This window comes from Micromonospora sp. NBS 11-29 (assembly GCF_002140155.1).
Taxonomy (GTDB): Bacteria; Actinomycetota; Actinomycetes; order Mycobacteriales; family Micromonosporaceae; genus Micromonospora.
Map to the genome: position 1 here is coordinate 68,009 of NZ_NAPR01000021.1, position 21,330 is coordinate 89,338.

Here is a 21,330-nt window from a genome sequence, read left to right on the forward strand (position 1 = left end):
GTCGGCCCGGGACGGTTTCCCGTCAACCGGTCTCCACATCGGAGATCCGAAAAGTGTCGATCGAGAAAACTTCGTTACATCACCGGATCTTTTCACCTTTGCCGGCTCCCTCGGCCGTCGCCGATCCCTAGAGTGGGTCGGCACGCCGACGGACCCCCCGGGGNGCCGACCGCTACCCTGGGTGCTCCGCCGTCGTGTCCACGAACGAGGTGCCCGATGTCCGAGGTGTTCTCCCGTCGCCGGCTCCGTTCCCTCGCCACCACGCTGGCCGTGGCGCTGATGCTGACGCTGGCCGCCGCGGCCGGCTGTGACAACCACCGGGAACCCCCGCTGCCCTCGGTCCTCGACAAGCTGCACGAGTCCCACGTCGACGGCCAGGCGAAACTCAAGATCGGGGTGTCCGAGACCGAGCCGCTGATGGGCGAGCTGCGCAACGGCGTGCACGTCGGCTTCGACGTCGAGATCGCCCGCTACATCGCCACGTCGCTCGGCTTCGGAGGCGAGCAGCGCATCCAGTGGGTCGCGCTCGCCACCGAGGAACGCATCCCCGCGCTCCAGAGCGGCACCGTCGACATGGTGGTGTCCAGCTTCTCCATGACCGAGGAACGCGAGAAGCTCGTCCGGTTCGCCGGGCCGTACCTCGTGACGCAGCAGGAGGCGATGGTGCCGACGCGGCTGCGCGACCAGGTCCGCACCATCGAGGACCTGCGCCGGCCGGGACTGAAGGTCTGCACCAGCGGCGGCTCCACCACCGAGGCGGAACTGGAGAAGCACCAGGTCCAGACGTACGTGGTGAAGACGGTGGGCGACTGCGTGCAGGGCATCCGCAAGGGGCGCTACGACGTGGTCAGCTCCGACGAGACCATCCTGGCCGGCTACCGCTCCCAGTACCCGACCGAGTTCGAGATCGTCGACCTGCCGTTCGGCACCAGCGAACTGCTCGGCGTCGGGGTGCCGATCGGTGACCCGGCGCTGCGCGACCTCGTCGCGTTCTTCCTGCAGAAGAGTTACCTGGAGGGGCGGGCCCGGGGCAGCAGCCCCTGGCTGAGCGCGTACAACCGGACGATCGGGCCGTGGCTCAAGCCGGACCCGGACAAGTCCCAGCCCCAGCCGCTGGACGTGCCGAAGCTGGTCGACTTCGACGACAAGGCACCCCGGTGACGACCGCACCGGCGGCCCCGCCGGACAGCACCCCGGCGGGCAGCACCCCGGCGGTCCGGACCGGGCCGCCGCCGGCCGACCCGGCCGAGCGCCGGGCGCGGGCCACCCAGTCCTTCTGGACCGCGGTGGTCGGCGTGCCGGCGGTCTTCTCGGTGCTCCGGCTCGGCGTCGAGGCGGGCGGCGAGTTGCAGACCACGCTGCTGCTGGTGTCCAACGTGGGCACGGTGAACCTGCTCGCCGGTTTCCTGACCACCGCCGCCGCGCTGCTCTCCACCGCCCTGGTCGCGGTCTTCGCACTCGGCGCGGTGCTGCGGGTCAGCGTGGAGCGGATGCCACCGGGAATCCGCCGGCCGCTCTTCGCCCGCTGGGTGGACATCACACCCGCCTGGTTCGCCGTGGCCAGCTTCCTGCTCGCGCTGGTCACCTGGCGGCTGCTCTACCTGCCGCTGCTGCTGCCGGCGTTCGTGGCCGCGTTCCAGCTCGACCCGGGCCGGCTGCACGAGAAACGGGTGCCGCGCATCCTGCTGCTCGCCGTCGGCTTCGCCGGATACCTCTGGCTGCTCGGTCCCACCGTGCTCGACGCCGGCCGGCAGGGGGAGGTGCTCGCCGTGGTGCTGCTGGTCGTACCCCCGGTGCTGGCCCTGTTCGTGACCGGGCCGCTGCCGGCGGCGGTGACCCGACCGCTCGCCTCGGTCACCGAGGCGGCGGTGCTGGCCATGCTGGTCTGGGCCGCGCTGCCGGTGATCAGCACGCCGGTGCTGCCGCTGACCGTGACCACCGTCGAGTCGGCGCCCGGCGTCACCGAGGACATCCGCGGCCACGTCGTCACGGTGGACGACGTCAGCATGGTGCTGCTCCAGGAACGCGGCGGCGTCCGCTACGTGCCGGTCGACCAGGTACGCGCGCAGGTGCTCTGCCCGAGCGAGGAGGAGCTGCCCCGGCGGCAGCTACGGGTGCGCGACTTCCACGTCGAGGACTCGTTGCTGGAGGGGCTCGGCCGCCGGGTCCGCCCGGTCTACCGCATCGACGCCGCCTGCCGCACCGTCACCTGACTCACGCGAGGCCGGCGGCTCAGTAGGACTTGTCCTGGTGCAGGACATGTTGGGCGACGAAGTTGAGGATCATCTCGCGGCTGACCGGGGCGATCCGGCCGGCCCGCACCGCGCCGAGCAGCGTCGCCACGCCGTACTCGGTGGTCATGCCGGCACCCCCGAGCGCCTGGACGGCGGTGTCGACGGCGAGCGCGGCGGCCTCGCCGGCCGCGTACTTGGCCATGTTGCCGGAGACGCCCGCCTCCAGGTCGCGTCCGGCGTCGTAGAGCGTGGCCGCCTTGTAGATCATCAGTCGGGCCAGCTCCACCTGCACGGCCGCGTGCGCGAGCGGGTGCGCCACGCCCTGGTGCGAGCCGATCGACCGCCCGCCCCACACCTTGCGGGTGGCGGTGTAGGCGGACGCCTTCTCGATCGCGTACCGGCCGGTGCCGGCACTCATCGCGGCGACCGTGATGCGCTCCGGGTTGAGCCCGGCGAACAGCGCCGGCAGCCCGGCGTCGAGCGACTGGCCGACCAGCGCGTCGGCGGGCAGGCGGACGTCGTCGAGGTAGAGCAGGAACTGGTTCTCCGGGGACACGATCTCCATTTCCAGTCTGGATTTCTCCAGGCCGGGCGCGTCGGTCGGCACGATGAACAACGCCGGCTTCAGCTTCCCGGTGTCCTCGGTCCGGGCCACCACCAGGATGTGCCCGGCCTCGTCCACGCCGGAGATGTAGACCTTGCGGCCGGTGAGCAGCCAGTCGTCGCCGTCGCGGCGGGCCACCGTGCCGAGGCGGTGGAAGTTCGAGCCCGCGTCCGGCTCGGTGATCGCGAAGACGATCTTCTGGGAGCCGTCGGCGAGGCCGGGCAGGTGCCGTTTGCGCTGCTCCTCCGTACCGTGCTTGTTGATCACCGTGGCGGCGATGGCGGGGGAGACCACGAGCAGCAGCAGCGGGCAGCCCGCCGCGGCCAGTTCCTCGCAGACCAGCGCCAGTTCGGTGATGCCGCCGCCCCCGCCGCCGTACTCGGTGGGGATGTTGACGCCGAGGTAGCCCAGCCGGCCGGCCTCGTGCCACAGCTCGGTGGTGTGCTCTCCGGCCTTGGCCTTGCGCACGAAGTAGTCGTGGCCGTACTTGCGGCCCAACGCGCGTACGGCGTCGCGGAGCTGGTCCTGCTCTTCGGTGAGGTCGACGTTCATCGCGGGTCCTCCTCGGGGTCCACCACGGCCAGCACGGCACCCGTCTCCACCTGACCGCCGGGCGCGACCGGCAGCTTCGCCACCACGCCGTCGGCCGGGGCGAGCACGGGGTGTTCGAGCTTCATCGCTTCCAGCGTCAGCAGCAGGTCACCGGCGGCGACCCGCTGACCGACCTCGACATGCACCCGGGTCACCGCGCCGGGCAGCGGCGCGAGCAGCGACCCGGCCGCCGGCTCCACCGTGGGCAGGGGCAGCCGCGGCAGCTCGGTGAGGCTCGCCGCCCCGTCCGGGCCGTCCACGAAGACCGACGACCCCACCCGGTGTACGCGGAACGCGCGCCGCACCCCGTCGACGTCGAGCACCACCCGATCCGGCGCGGCGCTCACCAGCTCCACCGGTGGGGTGTCGGTGTTAAGCGGGGCCCCCGCCTCTACCGAATCCGTTAAGCGGGGCCCCCGCCTTTCCCACTCGGCGAGTGCGCCGGTGCGGGTGAGGCGGTAGCGGATCTCGATGTCGGTGAAGCGGGTGACCTGCGGGACGGCGGGCACGTTGCGCCAGCCGGACGGCAGCCCGGCCAGCACCGGCGCGGCGGCCCGGCGCGCGGCCGCACCCGCCAGCGCCGCCGCGAGCGCGACCACCGGGAGCTGGTCGGCGGGCAGCAGTGGGGTGAAGACCTCGGGGTGCCGGTCCAGGAAGCCGGTGTCCACGTCGGCGGCGGCGAACTCCGGGCTGCGCAACACCCGGACCAGCAGGTCCCGGTTGGTGGCCACGCCGTGCAGCTCGGCCCGGGCCAGCGCGCCGGCCAGGGCGCGGGCCGCCTCGGCACGGGTGGGCGCCCAGGTCACCAGCTTGGCCAGCATCGAGTCGTAGTGCACGCTCACCGTCGAGCCGTCCACCACGCCGGAGTCCAGGCGCAGCCCGCGCGTCGGCCCGAACTCGGCGTCGACGCCGGGGATCGCGAACCGGTGCAGCGTGCCGGTGGCCGGACGGAAGCCCTCGGCCGGTTCCTCGGCGCAGAGGCGCACCTCGATGGCGTGCCCGTCGGCGGGCGGTGTGGTGGTGACCGGCAGCGGCTCGCCCTCGGCGACCAGCAGTTGCAGCCGGACCAGGTCCAGGCCGGTGGTCAGCTCGGTGACCGGGTGTTCCACCTGGAGGCGGGTGTTCATCTCCAGGAAGTGGACCTGCCCGTCCGGTGCGAGCAGGAACTCCACCGTGCCGGCGCCCACGTAGTCGACCGCCCGCCCGGCCGCCACCGCCGCCTCGTGCAGCCGCATCCGCACCCCGTCGGGGAGCACGCCGGGCGCCTCCTCGACGATCTTCTGGTGGCGGCGCTGGATCGAGCAGTCACGCACCCCGAGCGCCACCACCGTGCCGTGGGTGTCACCGAAGATCTGCACCTCGACGTGCCGACCGCGCTCGACGTACCGCTCGATGAAGACCGTGCCGTCACCGAACGCCGCCGCCGCCTCGCGGCGCGCGCCCGCGACGGCCTCGGCCAGCCCGGCCGCGTCGCGGACGACCCGCATGCCCCGGCCGCCGCCGCCCGCGGCGGCCTTCACCAGCACCGGGAAGTCGGTGACCTGGTCGGCGTCGGTCCAGGTCGGCAGCATCGGCACGCCCGCGTCGGCGAGCAGCGCCTTGGCGGCCATCTTGTCGCCCATCGCGGCGATCGCCTTGGCCGGCGGCCCGACCCAGGTCAGACCGGCGTCGGTCACCGCGGCGGCGAACTCGGCGTTCTCGGCGAGGAAGCCGTAGCCGGGGTGGACGGCGTCCGCGCCGGAGCGCCGGGCCGCGTCGAGGATCGCCCCGATGCGCAGGTACGTCTCGGCCGGCGCGTTCCCCGGCAGCCGGACCGCCCGGTCGGCCTCGGCCACGAACGGCGCGTCGGCGTCCGCGTCGGAGTGCACGGCCACGGTCTGCACGCCGAGCGCCCGGCAGGTGGCGAAGACCCGGCGGGCGATCTCCCCCCGGTTGGCCACGAGAAGCGTGTTGATCATAGCCCTGCCCTCACATCCGGAAGACGCCGAAACCGTCGGCGCCCTTCACCGGTCCGTTGTGGATCGCCGACAGGCACAGCCCGAGGACGGTACGGGTGTCGCGGGGGTCGATCACCCCGTCGTCGTAGAGCCTCCCGGAGAGGAACAGCGCCCCGGACTGCGACTCGATCTGCTGCTCGACCATCATCCGCATGGCGGCGTCGGAGTCCTCGTCGTAGTCCCGTCCCCGGGCGGCGGCCGCCTGCCGGGCCACGATCGACAGCACACCGGCGAGCTGCGCCGGCCCCATCACCGCCGACTTCGCGTTCGGCCAGGTGAACAGGAACCTCGGCTCGTACGCCCGGCCGCACATGCCGTAGTTGCCGGCGCCGTAGGAGGCGCCCAGGTTCACCGTCAGGTGCGGCACGGTCGAGTTCGACACCGCGTTGATCATCAGCGCGCCGTGCTTGATGATGCCGCGCTGCTCGTACTCGGTGCCGACCATGTAACCGGTGGTGTTCTGGAGGAAGACCAGCGGCGTGTCGGCCGCGTTGGCGAGCTGGATGAACTGGGTCGCCTTCTGCGCCTCCTCGCTGAACAGCACCCCCCGGGCGTTCGCCAGCACGCCCACCGGCCAGCCGTGCAGCTCGCCCCAACCGGTGACCAGGGCGGTGCCGTAGGCGGGCTTGAACTCGTCGAACGCGCTGTCGTCCAACACCCGGACCAGCACCTCGCGCGGGTCGAACGGCACCTTCAGGTCGGCGCTGGCGATGCCGAGCAGCTCCTCCGGGTCGTACCGGGGTGGTCGGGGGGACCGGGTGCGCGGTGGCGGGCCCTGCTTGCGCCAGTTGAGCCGGCGGACGCACTGCCGGGCCAGCCGGATGCCGTCCCGCTCGTCCTCGGCGAGGAAGTCGGCGAGACCCGACGTCGAGGCGTGCATCGCCGCCCCGCCCAGCGACTCGTCGTCGGTGACCTCGCCGGTCGCCATCCGCACCAGCGGCGGCCCGGCCAGGTAGACCTGCGACCGGTCCCGGATCATGATGGTGAAGTTCGACATGCCGGGCACGTACGCGCCGCCGGCGGTGGCGTTGCCGAACACCACGCTGACCGTGGGGATCTTCGCCGCGGAGAGCCGGGTCAGGTCGCGGAACACCCGCCCGCCGGGAATGAAGATCTCCGCCTGGCTGGGCAGGTCCGCGCCGGCGGACTCGACCAGGTTCACCATCGGCAGCCGGTTGGCCAACGCGATCTCGCCTGCCCGGCGGGTCTTCGCCAGCGACCACGGGTTGACCGCGCCGCCCCGTACCGTCGGGTCGTTCGCCACGACCAGGCACTCCACGCCCTCGACCACGCCGATGCCGGTCACGGTGCTCGCACCCACCGGGAAGTCCGTGCCGTACGCGGCCACCGGCGACAGCTCCAGGAACGGGCTGTCCGGGTCCAGCAGCAGCTCGATGCGTTCCCGGGGGAGCAGCTTGCCGCGCCCGTGGTGCCGGGTCACGTACTTCTCGCCGCCGCCGGCCCGCGCCTGGTCCAGCGCCGCCTCCAGCTCGGCAAGGCGCTCCAGCAGCGCCTCCCGGTTGGCCTGGAACACGGCGGAGGTGGTGTCGAGGGTGCTCTGGAGGACAGTCACAGGCCCATGCCCTTCGCGATGATCTCGTTCATGATCTCGGTGGTGCCGCCGCCGATGCCGAGGATGCGGGCGTCCCGGTAGTGCCGCTCCACCTCGGCGTCGCGCAGGTAGCCGAAGCCGCCGTGCAGTTGCAGCGCGGCGTCGACGACGTGGTCGCAGGCGGCCACCGCCACGTTCTTCGCCATCGCCACCTCGGTCACCACCGGCTGCTTCGCGGCCACCCGCTCGGCCACCTCGTGCACGTACACGCGGGCCGCCTCGGCGCGGGTGTGCATCTCGGCCAGCCGGTGCCGGACGAGCTGCCGACCGGCGAGCGGGCGGCCGAACGTGGACCGGTCCCGGCACCACCGCACCGCCAGGTCGACACAGCGCTGGGCGGTCGCGTACGCCTGCGTGGCCAGCGACAGCCGCTCGGTGGCGAACTGCTGCATGATGGCGAGGAACGCGGTGTCCTCCGGGCCGACCCGGTTCGCCACCGGCACCCGGACGTCGGTGAAGGACAGCTCGGCGGTGTCCGAGCAGTGCCAGCCCAGTTTCTCCAGCCGCCGGCCCACGGTGAACCCGGGCGTGCCCTTGTCGATCACCAGCAGGCTCAGCGAGCCCGAGCCGGGGAAGTCGGTGCAGACCGCGGTGGTCACGAAGTCCGCCCGGACGCCGCTGGTGACGTACGTCTTCGAGCCGTTCACCACGTAGTGGTCGCCGTCGCGTACCGCGCAGGTGCGGATGGCGGCCACGTCGGAGCCGCCGTCCGGTTCGGTGATCGCCAGCGCGCCGATCATGGTCCCGGCCAGGGTCGNGCGATGCCGTGCGTGAACAGCGCCGCGACCAGCCCGGACGAGCCGCCCGAGCGGATGATCTCCTCGGTGACCACGATCGAGTCGAGCAGGTCGCCCCCGCTGCCGCCGACCGACTCGGGGAAGCCGATGCCGAGCAGGCCGAGCTTCGCGGCGGTCCCGTGCAGCGACCGGGGGACCTCGCCGGCCCGCTCCCAGTCGGCCAGGTGCGGCAGCACCTCCCGGGTGACGAAGGCGCGGGTCAGCTCGCGGAGCTGCCGGCGCTCGGGGGTGTCGACGATGGTCATGCGGGCACCTCCGCCGGCAGGTCGACCACCCGCGCGCGGAGCAGCTCGCCGAGCGCCTTGGCCTGCGGGTCGAACCGGGTGGACGCGGCCACACCCGGCCCGAGCAGCCCTCGGATCACGAAGTTGACCGCGCGCAGGTTCGGCAGCTCGTGGCGCTCCACGGTCAACGTCGCGGTCTCCGGCAGCAGGTCCGCCAGTCGTTCGACGGTGAGCCAGGTGCGCAGCCAGGGCCAGGTGGCGTCCGTACGGGCCCAGACGCCCAGGTTGGCGTCGCCGCCCTTGTCGCCCGAGCGCGCCCCCACCACCTCACCCAGCGCCCCCCGCCGGGTGGGATGCAAGGCGGGGCCCCCGCTTAACGCATTCGGTAGAGGCGGGGGCCCCGCCAATCGCCTCGTGACGGGCGGCGGCGGGATCGGTACGCGCTCGCCGGAGGGGAGCACCGCCGTGTGCGACACCGCGTCCTGCGGGACGGTGTCGGCGGTGAACACGCCGTACGGCGTCGCGTCGCCGGGCAGCGTGGTCAACGTGCAGCCCGGGTAGGAGGCGAGCGCCAGCTCCACCGCGGCGGCCGAGAACGCGCGCCCGGCCCGCGCCTTGTCGCCGTCACGCAGGTGTACGTGCAGCAGCGCGCTCGCCGCCTCGGTGTCGCCGACGTCCGGGTGGTCGGTGCGGGCCAGCGTGAACTCCAGCCCCGCCGGGCCGACTGCCGCCTCGACCTGGCCCCGGACCAGGGCTGCCTTGGCCGGGATGTCCAGCCCGCACAGCACGAACGTCATCGAGTTGCGGAAGCCGCCCAGGTTGTTGACGCCCACCTTGAGCGTGGCCGGCGGCGGCGTGCCGCGCACCCCGGACACCCGGACCCGGTCCGGACCGGCCTGCTCCAGCCGTACCGTGTCCAGCCGGGCCACCACGTCCGGCCCGAGGTAGTCCGGCCCACCGACCTCGTACAGCAGTTGCGCGGTGACCGTCTCGACGGTGACCGCGCCGCCGGTGCCGGGGTGCTTGGTGAGCACGGACGAGCCGTCCGGGTGCAGCTCGGCGATCGGGAAGCCGGGCCGGTGGCCGCCGTCGGGCAGTTCGGTGAAGAAGCTGAAGTTGCCGCCGGTGACCTGCGCCCCGCACTCGATCAGGTGCCCGGCCACCGTCGCCCCGGCCAGCGCGTCGAGGTCGTCCCGGGTCCAGCCGAAGCGGGCGATCGCCGGCCCGACCGTCAGCGACGCGTCGGTGACCCGCCCGGTGACCACCACGTCCGCGCCCGCGTCGAGGCAGGCGGCGATCCCGAACGCACCCAGGTACGCGTTCGCGGTCAGCGCGTCCGGCCGCGGGAGCGCGTCGCCCTCGACGTACCCGACCCGCACGTCGAGGCCGAGCCGCGCGGCGAGTGACCGGACGGCGTCGGCCAGGCCGGCCGGGTTCAGGCCGCCGGCGTTGGTGACCAGCGTGACCCCGCGCTCCAGCGCGGTGCCGAGCACGCCCTCCAGTTGCCGCAGGAACGTCTTCGCGTAGCCGAGTGAAGGGTCGCGCATCCGGTCCCGACCGAGGATCAGCATGGTCAGCTCGGCCAGGTAGTCGCCGGTCAGCACGTCCAGCTCACCGCCGTCGAGCATCTCCCGCCAGGCGACGAAGCGGTCGCCGTAGAAGCCGGACGCGTTGCCGACCCGCAGCGCGCTCATGCCGGCCCGCCGCGTCCGGCCGGCTCCCGCTTGCCGCCGGGCGGCCCGGCGAACGCCTGGGCCACGTCCAGCCACTCGTCGGCGACCGGCCCGGCGGCGACCAGGGCCAGGTCGGACCGGTGCCGGCGCTGCGTCACCAACAGGCAGAAGTCGAGCGCCGGGCCGGTCACCCGGTCGGCCGCTTCCGCCGGCCCGAAGCCCCAGACGTCACCGCCCGTGGGCGCGGTCAGCTCCACCCGCACCGGCGCCGTGGGCACCGCACGGCCGTGGGCCGCGAAGCCGTGCCCGAGGGTACGGAAGCCGAGGTGCGCGACGTGCCGCAGCCGCCCGGTCGGGGTACGCCGGACGTCGAGCGCCTCGGCCACGTCCTCCCCGTGCGCCCAGGTCTCCATGAGCCGGGCGGTGGCCATCGAGGCGGGCGACATGCTCGTGCCGTACCAGGGCATCTTCCGCCCGGGCGGGACGGCGGCGAGCGCCCCGGCGAGCGCCGACCGGCCGGCCCNGGAAGGCCCGGGTGCCGTCCTCGACCAGGCGGGACGGGTCCGGCGCGGCGGTGATCGAGGCGAAGAACGCCGACTCGTCGGTGGCCGCCAGGTGCGCGACGTGGTCGGTCCAGGCCAGGTGCGCGATCTGGTGGGCGACCGTCCAGCCCTCGGCCGGTGTCGGCCGGTCCCATTCCGCCGGTGGCAGCTCCGTGACGAGCGCGTCGAGCTGCTCAGACTCGGCGGCCAGGTCCGCGAGCAGTGCTGTCAGGTCGACCATGGTGCCTCCGGGCGGGGGATCAGTGCCGTGCGCCCTCCGGCGAGAGCAGCGCGGCGAGCTGGCGCTTCCAGGTGTGCAGCAGGGCGACGCGGCGGGTCGAGTCGTCGCTGAGCAGGTTGGCCACTCCGAGGCCGCGCAGCAGGTCGAGCGTGGCCTGCACGGCCTCGCGTACGCCGGGTCGGCGCTCGTCCACGCCGAGCAGCTCGACCGTGAGCCGGTGCATCTCACGGCCGACCCGGGCCTCCAGCGGGACCAGCGCGTCGCGCAGTTCGGCGTCGGTGCGGGCGGCCACCCACAGCTCCAACGCGGCGACGAAGAGCGGGCCGGTGAACGCGGCGGCGAGCAGGTCGACGACCCCGTCGAGCCGGTCCGGCCCGGCGGGCAGGGCCGCCGCCTCGGTGCGCAGCTCCGCCGCCCGGCGCTCGGTCAGGTGGGTGACGGCGGCGGTGACCAGCGCCGCCCTGGTCGGGTAGTGGTGCAGTTGGGCGCCCCGGGAGACGCCGGCCCGGGTCGCCACCACCGTCGTGGTGGTGCCGGACCAGCCGTGCTCGACCAGGCACTCGACGGTCGCCTCCAGCAGCCGGGCCTGGGTGGCGCGGCTGCGTTGCTGCTGGGGGACGCGCACCGACCCAGCCTGCCGCCCCCAAAACAAACAGTCAAGCCTGACTTTTTGTAAGGAGGGGGACCTGCTTAACGCATTCGGTAGAGGAAGGGGCCCCGCTTAACACCCGTCAGCGTCAGCGGCCGTCGCGGGGCGCGAAGACGGTCAGCGCGTCGACGTCGGAGTGGCGGGAGCGGACGTACTCGTCGGCCCAGGCCGCCGCGTCGGGGAAGGCGGACCCGGCGGCGATCCGGGCGCACGCGACGTCCACGTCGAACGCCGTCCGGCGCAATTGCACGCCCGGACCGAGCAGGGCCCACCAGGCGCCCGCGCCCCCGTACGGCATGCCGACGCTGCCCGGGTTGACCACCAGGCGGCGGTCGACCAGCCGGGCGAACGGCATGTGGGTGTGCCCGCAGACGACGGTGGCGACCTCGGCGGGGAGGCCGGCGAAGACCTCGGCCCAGCGGTCCAGCCGCGAGTCGACCAGCACGACCTCCTCGTCGTCGCGGGGCGTCGCGTGGCAGAACAGCACCTGGCCGAGACCGGCGACCCGCAGCGTGACGTGTGGCGGCAGCGCGGCCAGTCGGGCCACCTGGTCGTCGCGGAGCTGCCCGGCGGCCCAGTTCGAGACCTCGATCGGCGACGGCTTTCCGGCCCGCGCCTCGACCAGCTCCCGGTCGGCGTTCCCGCCGACCCAGCGGGCGCGGTCACCGAGCGCGGCCAACCGGTCCAGCACCTCGACCGGCTGCGGGCCGGCCGCGAGGTCACCGGTGAGCACGATCAGGTCGGCGGCGGCCACGTCCGGCTCGGCCAGGACGGCCTCCAGCGCCGGCAGCACACCGTGGATGTCGGAGAGGACGGCGACACGTTCGAGCATCGCCCCAGCCTGCGCGGCCCGCGCCGCCGGTGCCAGGAATTCTGCGCTCGGCAGACGGCAGCCCGCTGGTCGGCCCGAGGACTGCGGGGCGGTACCGGAACGGACCGGCCCGGCCGCACAGGGGCGGTCCGGGCCGGGACGGATCGGTGCCGGGAAAAGCCCGGCGAGAGGTCGTCAGACGCGCGCGCGGCGGGCCAGGCGCTCCGGGTCGAGGATGATGATGCTCTTGCCGTCCAGTCGCAGCCAGCCGCGCGAGGCGAAGTCGGCGAGCGCCTTGTTGACGGTCTCCCGGGAGGCGCCGACGAGCTGCGCGATCTCCTCCTGGGTGAGGTCGTGGGTCACCCGCAGCACGCCGCCGTCGCGGGTGCCGAACCGGCCGGCCATCTGGAGCAGGTTCTTGGCGACCCGGCCCGGGACGTCGGTGAAGATCAGGTCGGCCAGCGAGTCGTTGGTCCGGCGCAGCCGGCGGGCCAGCACCCGCAGCAACTGCTCGGCGATCTCGGGACGGTTGTTCAGCCACGGGCGCAGGGCCTGCTTGCGCAGCCGGACCAGTCGGGTGTCGGTGACCGCCGTGGCCGTCGCCGTACGCGGGCCGGGGTCGAAGAGGGACAGCTCGCCCACCATGTCCGACGGGCCCATCACGGCGATCAGGTTCTGCCGGCCGTCCGCCGCGCGGCGACCCACCTTGATCTTGCCGGACAGCAGGATGTAGAGGCTGTCGCCGGGCTCGCCCTCGTTGAAGACGACCTCGCCCTTGCGGACCTCGATCGTCTCCATCTCCTTGGCGAGCGCCTCGGCAGCCTCCGGGTCGACCCCCTGGAAGATCCCGCTGCGGGCCAGTACCTCGTCCATCGCGCACCTCCGCCTGCGCGTGCCGTCCGTCGGCCCGGGTCCGCCGTCCGCTGATCCCTCGCGCGCCGCCAGTCTAGGCGCACATGAGCAGGAATCAGAGGTGCACCCCTGGATCCCGCCCTCCGGCCCGCACCGACGTCACCCCCTCCCACCTGTGATCGTAGGGTGACCGGCGTGCTGGGTGAGCCGTTCCTGACCAGCCGGCGGGAGGCCGGTTGGGACATTCCGCTGCTGATCTGGCGGGCCGAAGTGCCGCTGCTGGCGGTCGGCTCCGCCCCGCTCGGCGGGGGGATCGGCGTGCGCCGGTGGGTGGTGAACGCGACCGTGCCGATGTCGTACGACCGGGACGACCCCGCCGCCCACCTGGCCGAACTGGCCCGCGACCATGACCTGGACGGTCCCGGGGTCGGGCTGTTGACCGGCGTGGACGTGACCGAGGTGGTGCGCCGGGCCGACGGTGGCGTCCGGGTCTGGGCGACCGTCGGGCTGGGCACCCCGGTGTGGGCCGCCGCGCCCGCGCCCGAGGTGCCGGCCCAGCGCGTCGGCACGGTCAACATCGTCGGGTACGTGCCCGCCCGGCTCTCCGACGCCGCCCTGGTCAACGCGGTGGCCACGGCCACCGAGGCGAAGGCGCAGGCGATCTGGGAGCTGGGGTTGCCGGCCACCGGCACCGCCACCGACGCGGTGACCGTGCTCTGCCCGGCCGACGGCGAGCCGGCCCCCTACGGCGGCCCCCGCTCCACCTGGGGCGCCCCGCTGGCCCGGGCCGTGCACGCCGCCGTGCGGGCCGGTGGCGTCGACACCGTCGTACCCTGGTCCGACCGGCGGGCGGGCTGACGTGGGCCGCCGGGTATTCCGACCGATCGGCCCTCGTCGCGACGATCGCCGGACGGTAGCGTCGCCGACGATGTACGCTCCCGCCCCCTCTGTGCCCCGTTCCCGCCGCACCGCCGGTCCCGCGCCGCGCCGCGCCGTCCGCGGCCCGCGACTCGCCGCGCTCGCCGCGCTCGCCGCCGTCCTGTTCGCCGCCGGTTGCGGGGACTCCGGCGGCGGCGACGGCCCGCTCTGGCAGTCCGGGCAGGGTGGCGGAGCGACCAGCTCGGCGGAGCCCCCTACGGGCGAGCAGCCGTCAGGGTCCGGTGACGCGACCGGGCCGTCGATCTCGCTGACCGCGACCGGTGACGTGATCATGGGGAACGCCCCGGACCGGCTGCCCCCCAACGGCGGCAAGGGCTTCTTCGACGACGTCAAGTCGGCGCTCAAGGGCGACCTGGTGATGGGCAACCTGGAGGAACCGCTCACCGACGACACGGGCGCCGGCAAGTGCGGCCCGGCGCCGAAGAACTGCTACCAGTTCCGGGCGCCGCCCGCTTACGCGGCACACCTGCGCTCGGCCGGGTTCCAGCTGCTCAACCAGGCCAACAACCATGGCAACGACTACGGTCAGCAGGGCTACGAGAACACGCAGTCCGCGCTGGAGGCGCACGGGCTCAAGCACACGGGTGCGCCGGGCGAGATCACCGTGCTCGACGTCAAGGGCGTCAAGGTCGCTGTGGTGGGCTTCTCGTCGTACCCCTGGTCGAACAGCCTCATCGACACCGACGCCGCCAAGCAGGTCATCGAGATGGCCAAGGGGCAGGCCCAGCTCGTGGTGGTGCAGGTGCACATGGGCGCCGAGGGGGCCGACCGCACCCGGGTGAAGCCGGGCACCGAGATGTACGTCGGCGAGAACCGGGGCGACCCGATGCGCTTCTCCCGGGCGGTCATCGACGCCGGCGCCGACCTGGTGATCGGGCACGGCCCGCATGTGCTGCGGGGGATGGAGTTCTACCAGGGCCGGCTGATCGCCTACAGCCTGGGCAACTTCGCCGGTGGCGGCAAGTCGCTGAACAGCGCCGGCCGGCTCGGGTGGGGCGGCGTGCTCAAGGTGTCGCTCACCGCCGAGGGTCGCTTCGTCGGCGGCACGTTCACCTCGACCGTCATGAACGGCGTCGGCCGGCCGTCGGTCGACCAGCAGGACCGTGGTCTCGGGCTGGTCCGCGAGGTGACCGGCGCGGACTTCCCGAAGACCGGCGCGAAGATCGACGCGGCTGGCAAGATCAGCGCGCCGGCGGGTGGCTGAGCACACGCCGCCCGCGTCGACCCGTCGCAGCGTCGGCCCCGCGACGTAGGCTGGCCGGCGTGACCACGCGCTCCCCCGAGACCGATCTCGGCCGTACGCGTCGCGCCCGCCGCATCGGCCGGGTGCTGACCGAGACCCACCCCGACGCGCACTGTGAGCTCGACCATGCCAACGCCCTGGAGCTGGCCGTCGCCACGATCCTGTCCGCCCAGTGCACCGACAAGAAGGTCAACGAGGTCACACCGAAGCTCTTCGCCCGCTACCGCAGCGCCGCCGACTACGCCGGGGCGGACCGCGCCGAGCTGGAGGAGCTGATCCGGCCGACCGGGTTCTACCGCAACAAGACCAGCTCACTGATCAACCTGGGCCGGGCGCTCTGCGAGCGGTACGACGGCGAGGTGCCCGGCAAGCTGGCCGACCTGGTCACCCTGCCGGGGATCGGGCGCAAGACGGCGAACGTCATCCTCGGCAACGCGTTCGACGTCCCCGGCATCACCGTCGACACCCACTTCCAGCGGCTGGTGCAGCGGTGGCAGCTGACCACCGAGACCGACCCGGTCAAGATCGAGCACGCGATCGGCGCGCTCTTCCCCCGGCGCGACTGGACCATGCTGTCGCACCGGATCATCTTCCACGGCCGTCGGGTCTGCCACGCCCGCAAGCCGGCCTGCGGCGCGTGCACGCTGGCGAAGCTCTGCCCCGCCTACGGCACCGGGCCGACCGAGCCGGCCGCCGCGGCCAAACTGCTGAAGGGCCCCCGCGCACGGGACCTGGCGGCGGCCGTCGGCCTCGACCCCGACCTGGTGCCGCAGCAGGCGACCGTGGCGGACGTGCCGTGACCCGCCGGCTCGCGTACCTGCTCGTTCCGCTGCTGCTGGCGGCGGCGGGGTGCACCGCGGCCACCGAGGAGCCGCCCGGCCCGCCACCGGCCACCCGGGCCGAACGCCCGTCGCCGTTCGCCGACTGCGCCCCGCTGACCGTCGCGCCGGCCTCGGCCGCGCCCGCACCCGGCGACACCACCGGCGACCCGCTGCCCGACCTGGCGCTCAACTGCTTCACCGGCGGCGCGCCGGTGAAGCTGCGCGACGTCAGGGGCCCGGCCGTGATCAACGTGTGGGCGTCCTGGTGCGGGCCGTGCCGCAAGGAGCTGCCCGCCTTCCAGCGGCTCAGCGAGCGGGCCGACGGCCGGTTCCAGGTGATCGGCGTGAACAGCCGGGACAGCCGCGGCGGCGCGCAGTCCCTCGGCGAGGACTTCGGCGTCGGCTTTCCGATGCTGGTCGACCAGGGCAACGCGTTCGAACGCGCGCTCGAACGCAACGCGTTCCCGCTGACCGTGCTGGTCGACTCCGACGGCCGGATCCGGCACGTCGAGGGCACCGGCGCGCTGGACGACGCCCGCCTCGCGGCGCTCGTCCGAGCCCACCTCGGGGTTCGGGTATGACCCGACGGCCACCGGCATGGCTCGACCCGCTGCTGGGCCGGCTCGGCACCGCGCGGGCGGAGGACTTCACCCGCCTCACNGGCCGGGAGAGCGCGGTGCTGGTGCTGCTCGGCGAGGACCCCGGCGTCGGGCCGGACATGCTGGTCCTCCAGCGCGCCGCCACGCTGCGCAACCACGCCGGTCAGCCGGCCTTTCCCGGCGGCGCCGCCGATCCGGAGGACGCCGACGCCCGCGCCACCGCGCTGCGCGAGGCGAACGAGGAGGTCGGCCTCGACCCGGGCAGCGTCACCGTGCTCGCCGAGCTGCCCCGGCTCTGGATCCCGGTCAGCGACTTCGTGGTCACCCCGGTGCTCGCCTGGTGGCACGACCCGCACCCGGTGCACCCCCGCGAGCCGGCCGAGGTCGCGCACGTCGCCCGGCTGCCGGTCGCCGAGCTGGTCGACCCGGAGAACCGCATGCGGGTACGCCATCCCAGCGGCTGGACCGGCCCGGCCTTCTCGGTGCGCGGCATGCTGGTGTGGGGCTTCACGGCCGGCGTGATCGACCGGCTGCTGGAGCTGGGCGGCTGGGCCCGGCCCTGGCCGCGCTCCCGGGTGGTGGAGCTGCCGCCGGTCGGCGCCGCACCCGCCCCGTCGGCCGGCACCGACGCCGCCGACGAGAGCCCGGTGCGCTGATCACCCGGGCGCATTCTCAGGTCACGTTCAGCGAGCGCTGAGCCGCCCGTGAGCGCGCTGCCCGTACCCTTGGGGCGTGTCCGCCGTGGATCTCGTACTGCTCCTGCTCATGCTCGTGTTCGCGATCAGCGGATACCGCCAGGGCTTCGTCATCGGCGCGCTGTCGTTCTCCGGCTTCTTCCTGGGCGCGTTGCTCGGCCTCCAGGTCGGCCCGCTGATCGCCCAGCAGTTCGTGTCGAGCGGCACCCGGGTGCTGATCTCCCTGGTGGCGATCTTCGGGCTCGCCGTGCTGGGGCAGGCGTTGGCCGGCTGGCTCGGCTCCAACCTGCGCGCGGCCATCACCGGCCCGGCCGGCAAGAAGATCGACGACGTGGGCGGCGCGTTCATCTCGGTCATCGCGGTCATGCTGGTGGCCTGGCTGGTCGCGGTGCCGCTCGGCTCCTCGTCGGTGCCCTGGCTGGCCGCCTCCGTCAAGAACAGCGCGCTGCTCACCGTGGTGGACCGGGTGCTGCCCGACCGGGCCCAGGAACTCTCCACCGCCCTGCGGGACACCGTCGACACCAACGGGTTCCCCGACGTGTTCAACGGGCTGAACCGCACGACCGCCCGGCAGGTGTCCCCGCCCGACCCGGCGCTGGCCAACTCGCAGGTGGTGCAGAACAGCAGGCGGTCCGTGGTGAAGGTGCTCGGCTCCGCGCCGAGCTGCTCCCGCCGCATCGAGGGCTCCGGCTTCGTCTACGCCGACGACCGGGTGATGACCAACGCGCACGTGGTGGCCGGCACCCGCTCGGTCGCGGTGGAGCTGCGCGGCGAACGCTACGACGGCGAGGTGGTGGTCTACGACCCGGCACGGGACCTGGCCGTGCTGTACGTCCCCGGGCTGCCCGGGCCGTCACTGCGCTTCGCCGCCGGGGCCGCCGCCAGCGGCGCCGACGCGATCGTGCTCGGCTTCCCCCTGGACGGCCCGTACGATGCCCGCCCGGCCCGGGTGCGTGACGTCGACCGGATCACCGGGCCGGACATCTACTCGGCCGGTGACGTGACGCGGGAGATCTACACCATCCGGGCGCTGGTGCGCAGCGGCAACTCCGGCGGCCCGCTGGTCTCCTCGAACGGGCTGGTGCTCGGCGTGATCTTCGCGGCGGCCGCGGACGACCCGAACACCGGTTTCGCGGTGACCGCGGCCGAGGCGCGGTCGACGGCGCTGGCCGGCGCGGAGCGTACCCGGGGAGTGGCCACCGGCGACTGCACCTGAGCCGGCCGACGCCGGCCGCCCGGCGCGGCGGTCAGCCGCCCGCCGGAGCGGCCGCCGGCGCCACGTCGTCGCCCGGTCGGCTCAGCGGTAGCTTCGTCCGGCCCCAGGTGAGCGTGCGGTCGAGCACCGCCCGCGCCATGATCGCCACGCAGGTGCAGCCGTTGAGGAACGAGGCCACCACGTCGCTCGGGTGGTGCATGCCCCGGTACATCCGGGTCAGCGCCACGCCCAGCGGCACCAGCACCAGCAACGCCCACCAGGTGGCCTTGGCCGGGGTGCTGCGCGCCCGCAGCGCCAGCAGCAGGGCGAGACCGACGTAGAGCGCGGTCGCCGCCGACGTGTGCCCGGAGGGGAAACTCGACGTCGGCGGGGAGGCGTCCATACGCTCCACCATCGGGCGGTTCCGGTCGATCACCATGGTGGTGAAGAGGAAGATCAGCGCCTGCGCGCTGACCGCCGCGCAGAGGAAGAGCGGCTCCCGCCAGCGGTGCAGCACCAGCCGCAGCACGAGCGCCGCCAGCACGGTCACCACGACGATCATCTGGGTGCTGGCCAACGTGCTGAAGACCAGCGACACGTCGTTCCACCCCGCCGTCCGGTCGCCCGCCAGCTCGCGGTTGACCGCGTCCTCCACGGTGAACGGCCAGGTGTGCGCGAGCACGCGGGTGACCAGGAGACCCAGCCCCACCATGAGGGCGAAGAGAAGGACCAGCGGCAGCAGTACGCGCCGGGCGATCCGGACCACGACATCGGACATGAACCGCCCTTTACCCCGTCGGGCACGGCGTTACGCGCGTCTATCCATCCACCCCGGATCGGCCACCTCGGGCTCGACCCCCTCCCGCAGCGGGTTGGCCGGTCGGCGGCCGGTTCCGGTCCGCCAGGTGGCGAAACCGGCCGCGGTGGCCGCGACCACGGCACCGCCGAGCACCCATCCGCCCACTACGTCGCTGGTCCAGTGCACGCCCAGCGCGACCCGGCTGAGCCCGGTCACCACCGTGATCAGCGCCGCGGCGGTCCACAGTGCGACCCGTCGCGGGCGACTGTCCCGGGCGAACGGCAGGAAGACCAGCAGCAGCACCCCCGAGGCCAGTGCCGCGGTCAGCGCGTGCCCGGACGGGAAGGAGTAACCGGCCGCCCGTGCCACCGGTTCGAGCAGGTCCGGCCGGTCCCGGCCGACCAGCAGCTTGAGCAGCGCGCCGAGCAGTCCGCCGACCACCATCGTGGTGACCACCCAGATCGCCAGTCGCGGCGCACCACGCCGCACCAGCCAGACCACCACGACCGCGGCGGCCACCCGCAGCGGGCCGGGCCCCAGGACGTGGGTCCAGACGGTCATCACGTCGACCCAGGCCGGGTGGGCCAGGGCGTAGCCGTGGAACGCATCCGTGACCGACGCGTCCAGCCGCAGCAACGGTGGCCAGGCACCCAGCACCAGCAACGCGAGCAGGGCGAACGGCACCAGCACCAGGAAGGCCGCGGCGGCGGCCAGGGTGAGCCGGAGACCCAGCGAACGGTCGGGGTCGAGGCGGCGGCTCCGCCAGGACCGCTCGCGTTCGGCTGTCGTATCCGTGACGTTCATGTGTCGTTCACTACCCAGGTCGTGGCGTGGGCAGACCGGTCCCGTGACGGGCCCGGGTCGTCGCCGGTCAGTGGCGGGACCGCCGGAAGCGGCGCACCATCAGCGCGGTGCCGGTGACCAGGGCGACGAGCAGCGCCAGCCCCGTCCACAGCCGCTCGGGCGCGGAGACGTCGGCCTGGCCAGCCGGCCGAGCCGACCACCCGGTCGACTGCGGACGGCCGAACGCGTCGCCGCCCTGCCGCGCCGCCGCGGCCCGGGTGTCCCGCTCCGCGCCGGGTGCGGGCCCGAAGCCCACCACCCCGGGAGCGGTGTTGTCGTCGAGCGGGTTGCGCCCCACCGGTGCCACGTCGGCGGTGAGCGCCGCCACCGGATCGACCATGCCGTAGCCGAACCGGTCGTCCCGGCCGGTCGGGCCCAGATCGCGGGCGGTGCTGATCAGCCGGTTGACCACGTCGCCGGCCGGCATCCGCGGGTAGCGGGCCCGGACCAGGGCCGCCGTCGCCGCGACCAGCGGCGCGGCGAAGCTCGTCCCCTGCACCCGCCAGTAGCCACCCGGGGAGCGGGCCCCGTACAGCGCGGTGGCCGGCGCGCTGAGGATGGTCTCGTGGCCGGTGATCGAACCGGACCACAGGTTCTCGCTGTTGCGTTCCAGCCCGGTGACCGCCAGCACGCCCGGCTCCCGGGCCGGGTACCAGACGTCGGTGGTGGTCGAGGTGGCCAGGTTGCCGGTGCAGGCGACCACCACCACGTCCCGCGCGAAGGCGTAGTCGAGGGCCGCGGCCAGGGCCGGGCTGTCGCCACTGCCGCCCAGGGACAGGTTGACCACCCGGGCGCCGTTGTCGACCGCCCAACGCACGGCCTTCGCGATGATCAGGGCGTCGTCGTACCGGTTCTCCGCGTCCAGCACCCGGACCGGGAGGATCTTCGCGTCCGGGGCCAGCCCCACCACGCCACGCCCGTCGTCCGCCCGTCCGGCGATCAGCCCGGCGACCGTGGTGCCGTGACCGACCGGGTCCGGCTCGCGCGCCCCACCCGGCTCGACCAGATCGAGGCCGGGCAACACCTGCCCGGCGAGGTCGGGATGGGACGCGTCCACCCCGGAGTCGATCACCGCGACCACCACGCCGCGCCCGGTCGAGGTCCGCCAAGCGGTCTTCGCCCGCAGTTCCTTCAACTGCCACTGCTCGTCGCGGACCAGGTCGACGCGGAACGTGCCCGTCGGAGCCGACCAGAACGGTTCCCGGGCGGCGACGGAGGCGGCCCGCGCCGGCGGCGCCAGCGGACCGGCGGTGACGGCCAGCGCCGCCGCGGCGGCGAGCACCGCCCGCCCGGCGAGACGCCGGGACGGCACACCGGGAAGACCCCGCCGATCCCTGGTCACATTCCCCAGCCATTCCGTCGCGTCAGA

19 protein-coding genes and 2 pseudogenes are annotated in these 21,330 nt (G+C 73.9%); 8 read left to right on the forward strand and 13 right to left on the reverse strand.

Annotated elements, in window-relative coordinates; genetic code table 11:
- Window positions 1-216 precede the first annotated feature (216 nt).
- Window positions 217-1,161 carry a transporter substrate-binding domain-containing protein gene (locus tag B1205_RS23510; protein ID WP_089157584.1) on the forward strand — a complete coding sequence of 315 codons (945 nt, stop codon included), beginning with the start codon at window positions 217-219 and terminating at the stop codon, window positions 1,159-1,161.
- Complete coding sequence (locus B1205_RS30020) at window positions 1,158-2,213, forward strand: hypothetical protein (protein ID WP_089157585.1); 1,056 nt, start codon at window positions 1,158-1,160, stop codon at window positions 2,211-2,213. The genes B1205_RS23510 and B1205_RS30020 overlap by 4 nt, the downstream gene beginning before the upstream one ends.
- Window positions 2,214-2,232: 19 nt before the next feature.
- On the opposite strand, the gene B1205_RS23520 is transcribed toward B1205_RS30020, so the two are convergent.
- The 10 genes and pseudogenes from B1205_RS23520 to B1205_RS23560 form a co-directional block, all read right to left on the reverse strand.
- Window positions 2,233-3,390 carry an acyl-CoA dehydrogenase family protein gene (locus B1205_RS23520; RefSeq protein ID WP_089157586.1) on the reverse strand — a complete coding sequence of 386 codons (1,158 nt, stop codon included), beginning with the start codon at window positions 3,388-3,390 and terminating at the stop codon, window positions 2,233-2,235.
- Window positions 3,387-5,387, reverse strand: coding sequence for an ATP-binding protein (locus B1205_RS32800; protein WP_089157587.1), 2,001 nt, complete (start codon window positions 5,385-5,387; stop codon window positions 3,387-3,389). Before B1205_RS32800 ends, B1205_RS23520 begins: the two co-directional genes overlap by 4 nt.
- A gap of 10 nt (window positions 5,388-5,397) precedes the next feature.
- On the reverse strand, window positions 5,398-6,999 hold the full coding sequence (locus B1205_RS23530; RefSeq protein ID WP_089157588.1) for an acyl-CoA carboxylase subunit beta: 1,602 nt from the start codon (window positions 6,997-6,999) through the stop codon (window positions 5,398-5,400).
- Window positions 6,996-8,080, reverse strand: a pseudogene (locus tag B1205_RS23535) (acyl-CoA dehydrogenase family protein). Before B1205_RS23535 ends, B1205_RS23530 begins: the two are co-directional and overlap by 4 nt.
- On the reverse strand, window positions 8,077-9,753 hold the full coding sequence (locus B1205_RS23540; protein WP_089157589.1) for an acyclic terpene utilization AtuA family protein: 1,677 nt from the start codon (window positions 9,751-9,753) through the stop codon (window positions 8,077-8,079). The pseudogene B1205_RS23535 and the gene B1205_RS23540 overlap by 4 nt, the downstream one beginning before the upstream one ends.
- A complete protein-coding gene (locus B1205_RS33140; RefSeq protein WP_369597312.1) occupies window positions 9,750-10,199 on the reverse strand; it encodes a maleylpyruvate isomerase family mycothiol-dependent enzyme in 450 nt (149 codons plus the stop codon). The genes B1205_RS23540 and B1205_RS33140 overlap by 4 nt, the downstream gene beginning before the upstream one ends.
- A pseudogene (locus B1205_RS33145) lies at window positions 10,173-10,515 on the reverse strand (maleylpyruvate isomerase N-terminal domain-containing protein); the annotation flags it as partial. The gene B1205_RS33140 and the pseudogene B1205_RS33145, both read right to left, overlap by 27 nt.
- A gap of 19 nt (window positions 10,516-10,534) precedes the next feature.
- On the reverse strand, window positions 10,535-11,140 hold the full coding sequence (locus tag B1205_RS23550) for a TetR/AcrR family transcriptional regulator (protein WP_089157590.1): 606 nt from the start codon (window positions 11,138-11,140) through the stop codon (window positions 10,535-10,537).
- Between the two features lie 112 nt (window positions 11,141-11,252).
- A complete protein-coding gene (locus B1205_RS23555) occupies window positions 11,253-11,996 on the reverse strand; it encodes a metallophosphoesterase family protein (protein WP_089157591.1) in 744 nt (247 codons plus the stop codon).
- Window positions 11,997-12,170: 174 nt separating this feature from the next.
- On the reverse strand, window positions 12,171-12,848 hold the full coding sequence (locus B1205_RS23560; RefSeq protein WP_007073398.1) for a Crp/Fnr family transcriptional regulator: 678 nt from the start codon (window positions 12,846-12,848) through the stop codon (window positions 12,171-12,173).
- Window positions 12,849-13,022: 174 nt separating this feature from the next.
- On the opposite strand from B1205_RS23560, the gene B1205_RS23565 reads away from it, so the two are divergent.
- The 6 genes from B1205_RS23565 (at window position 13,023) to B1205_RS23590 (ending at window position 18,340) form a co-directional block, all read left to right on the forward strand.
- A complete protein-coding gene (locus B1205_RS23565; protein ID WP_089157644.1) occupies window positions 13,023-13,685 on the forward strand; it encodes an adenosylcobinamide amidohydrolase in 663 nt (220 codons plus the stop codon).
- A 70-nt stretch (window positions 13,686-13,755) separates the two neighbouring features.
- The gene (locus B1205_RS23570; RefSeq protein WP_089157592.1) at window positions 13,756-14,970 is read left to right on the forward strand and encodes a CapA family protein; all 1,215 of its coding nucleotides are present in this window, start codon (window positions 13,756-13,758) and stop codon (window positions 14,968-14,970) included.
- A 59-nt stretch (window positions 14,971-15,029) separates the two neighbouring features.
- Window positions 15,030-15,809, forward strand: coding sequence for an endonuclease III (gene nth, locus B1205_RS23575; protein WP_089157593.1), 780 nt, complete (start codon window positions 15,030-15,032; stop codon window positions 15,807-15,809).
- Complete coding sequence (locus B1205_RS23580; RefSeq protein ID WP_089157594.1) at window positions 15,806-16,411, forward strand: TlpA family protein disulfide reductase; 606 nt, start codon at window positions 15,806-15,808, stop codon at window positions 16,409-16,411. The genes nth and B1205_RS23580 overlap by 4 nt, the downstream gene beginning before the upstream one ends.
- Window positions 16,408-17,085: an NUDIX hydrolase gene (locus B1205_RS23585; RefSeq protein ID WP_089157595.1), complete on the forward strand. Its 678-nt coding sequence runs from the start codon at window positions 16,408-16,410 to the stop codon at window positions 17,083-17,085. The genes B1205_RS23580 and B1205_RS23585 overlap by 4 nt, the downstream gene beginning before the upstream one ends.
- Window positions 17,086-17,161: 76 nt before the next feature.
- On the forward strand, window positions 17,162-18,340 hold the full coding sequence (locus tag B1205_RS23590) for a MarP family serine protease (RefSeq protein ID WP_089157596.1): 1,179 nt from the start codon (window positions 17,162-17,164) through the stop codon (window positions 18,338-18,340).
- Between the two features lie 31 nt (window positions 18,341-18,371).
- Here the strand turns inward: B1205_RS23590 and B1205_RS23595 are convergent, their stop codons facing one another.
- From B1205_RS23595 to mycP, 3 genes are all read right to left on the reverse strand, one after another.
- Entirely contained in the window at window positions 18,372-19,097 is a 726-nt protein-coding gene (locus B1205_RS23595) for a phosphatase PAP2 family protein (protein WP_089157597.1), read from the reverse strand.
- A gap of 30 nt (window positions 19,098-19,127) precedes the next feature.
- Window positions 19,128-19,922: a phosphatase PAP2 family protein gene (locus tag B1205_RS23600; RefSeq protein WP_089157598.1), complete on the reverse strand. Its 795-nt coding sequence runs from the start codon at window positions 19,920-19,922 to the stop codon at window positions 19,128-19,130.
- A gap of 67 nt (window positions 19,923-19,989) precedes the next feature.
- Window positions 19,990-21,303 carry a type VII secretion-associated serine protease mycosin gene (gene mycP / locus B1205_RS23605; RefSeq protein WP_089157599.1) on the reverse strand — a complete coding sequence of 438 codons (1,314 nt, stop codon included), beginning with the start codon at window positions 21,301-21,303 and terminating at the stop codon, window positions 19,990-19,992.
- Window positions 21,304-21,330 lie beyond the last annotated feature (27 nt).

What these genes read in the sequence shown, in the direction of transcription:
- B1205_RS23510 (WP_089157584.1), top strand. Translation starts at nt 217, where the DNA reads ATGTCCGAGGTGTTCTCCCGTCGCCGGCTCCGTTCCCTCGCCACCACG.
- B1205_RS23520 (WP_089157586.1), bottom strand. Translation starts at nt 3,390, where the DNA reads ATGAACGTCGACCTCACCGAAGAGCAGGACCAGCTCCGCGACGCCGTA.
- B1205_RS32800 (WP_089157587.1), bottom strand. Translation starts at nt 5,387, where the DNA reads ATGATCAACACGCTTCTCGTGGCCAACCGGGGGGAGATCGCCCGCCGG.
- B1205_RS23540 (WP_089157589.1), bottom strand. Translation starts at nt 9,753, where the DNA reads ATGAGCGCGCTGCGGGTCGGCAACGCGTCCGGCTTCTACGGCGACCGC.
- B1205_RS33140 (WP_369597312.1), bottom strand. Translation starts at nt 10,199, where the DNA reads ATGCCCTGGTACGGCACGAGCATGTCGCCCGCCTCGATGGCCACCGCC.
- B1205_RS23555 (WP_089157591.1), bottom strand. Translation starts at nt 11,996, where the DNA reads ATGCTCGAACGTGTCGCCGTCCTCTCCGACATCCACGGTGTGCTGCCG.
- B1205_RS23560 (WP_007073398.1), bottom strand. Translation starts at nt 12,848, where the DNA reads ATGGACGAGGTACTGGCCCGCAGCGGGATCTTCCAGGGGGTCGACCCG.
- B1205_RS23570 (WP_089157592.1), top strand. Translation starts at nt 13,756, where the DNA reads ATGTACGCTCCCGCCCCCTCTGTGCCCCGTTCCCGCCGCACCGCCGGT.
- B1205_RS23595 (WP_089157597.1), bottom strand. Translation starts at nt 19,097, where the DNA reads ATGTCCGATGTCGTGGTCCGGATCGCCCGGCGCGTACTGCTGCCGCTG.
- B1205_RS23600 (WP_089157598.1), bottom strand. Translation starts at nt 19,922, where the DNA reads ATGAACGTCACGGATACGACAGCCGAACGCGAGCGGTCCTGGCGGAGC.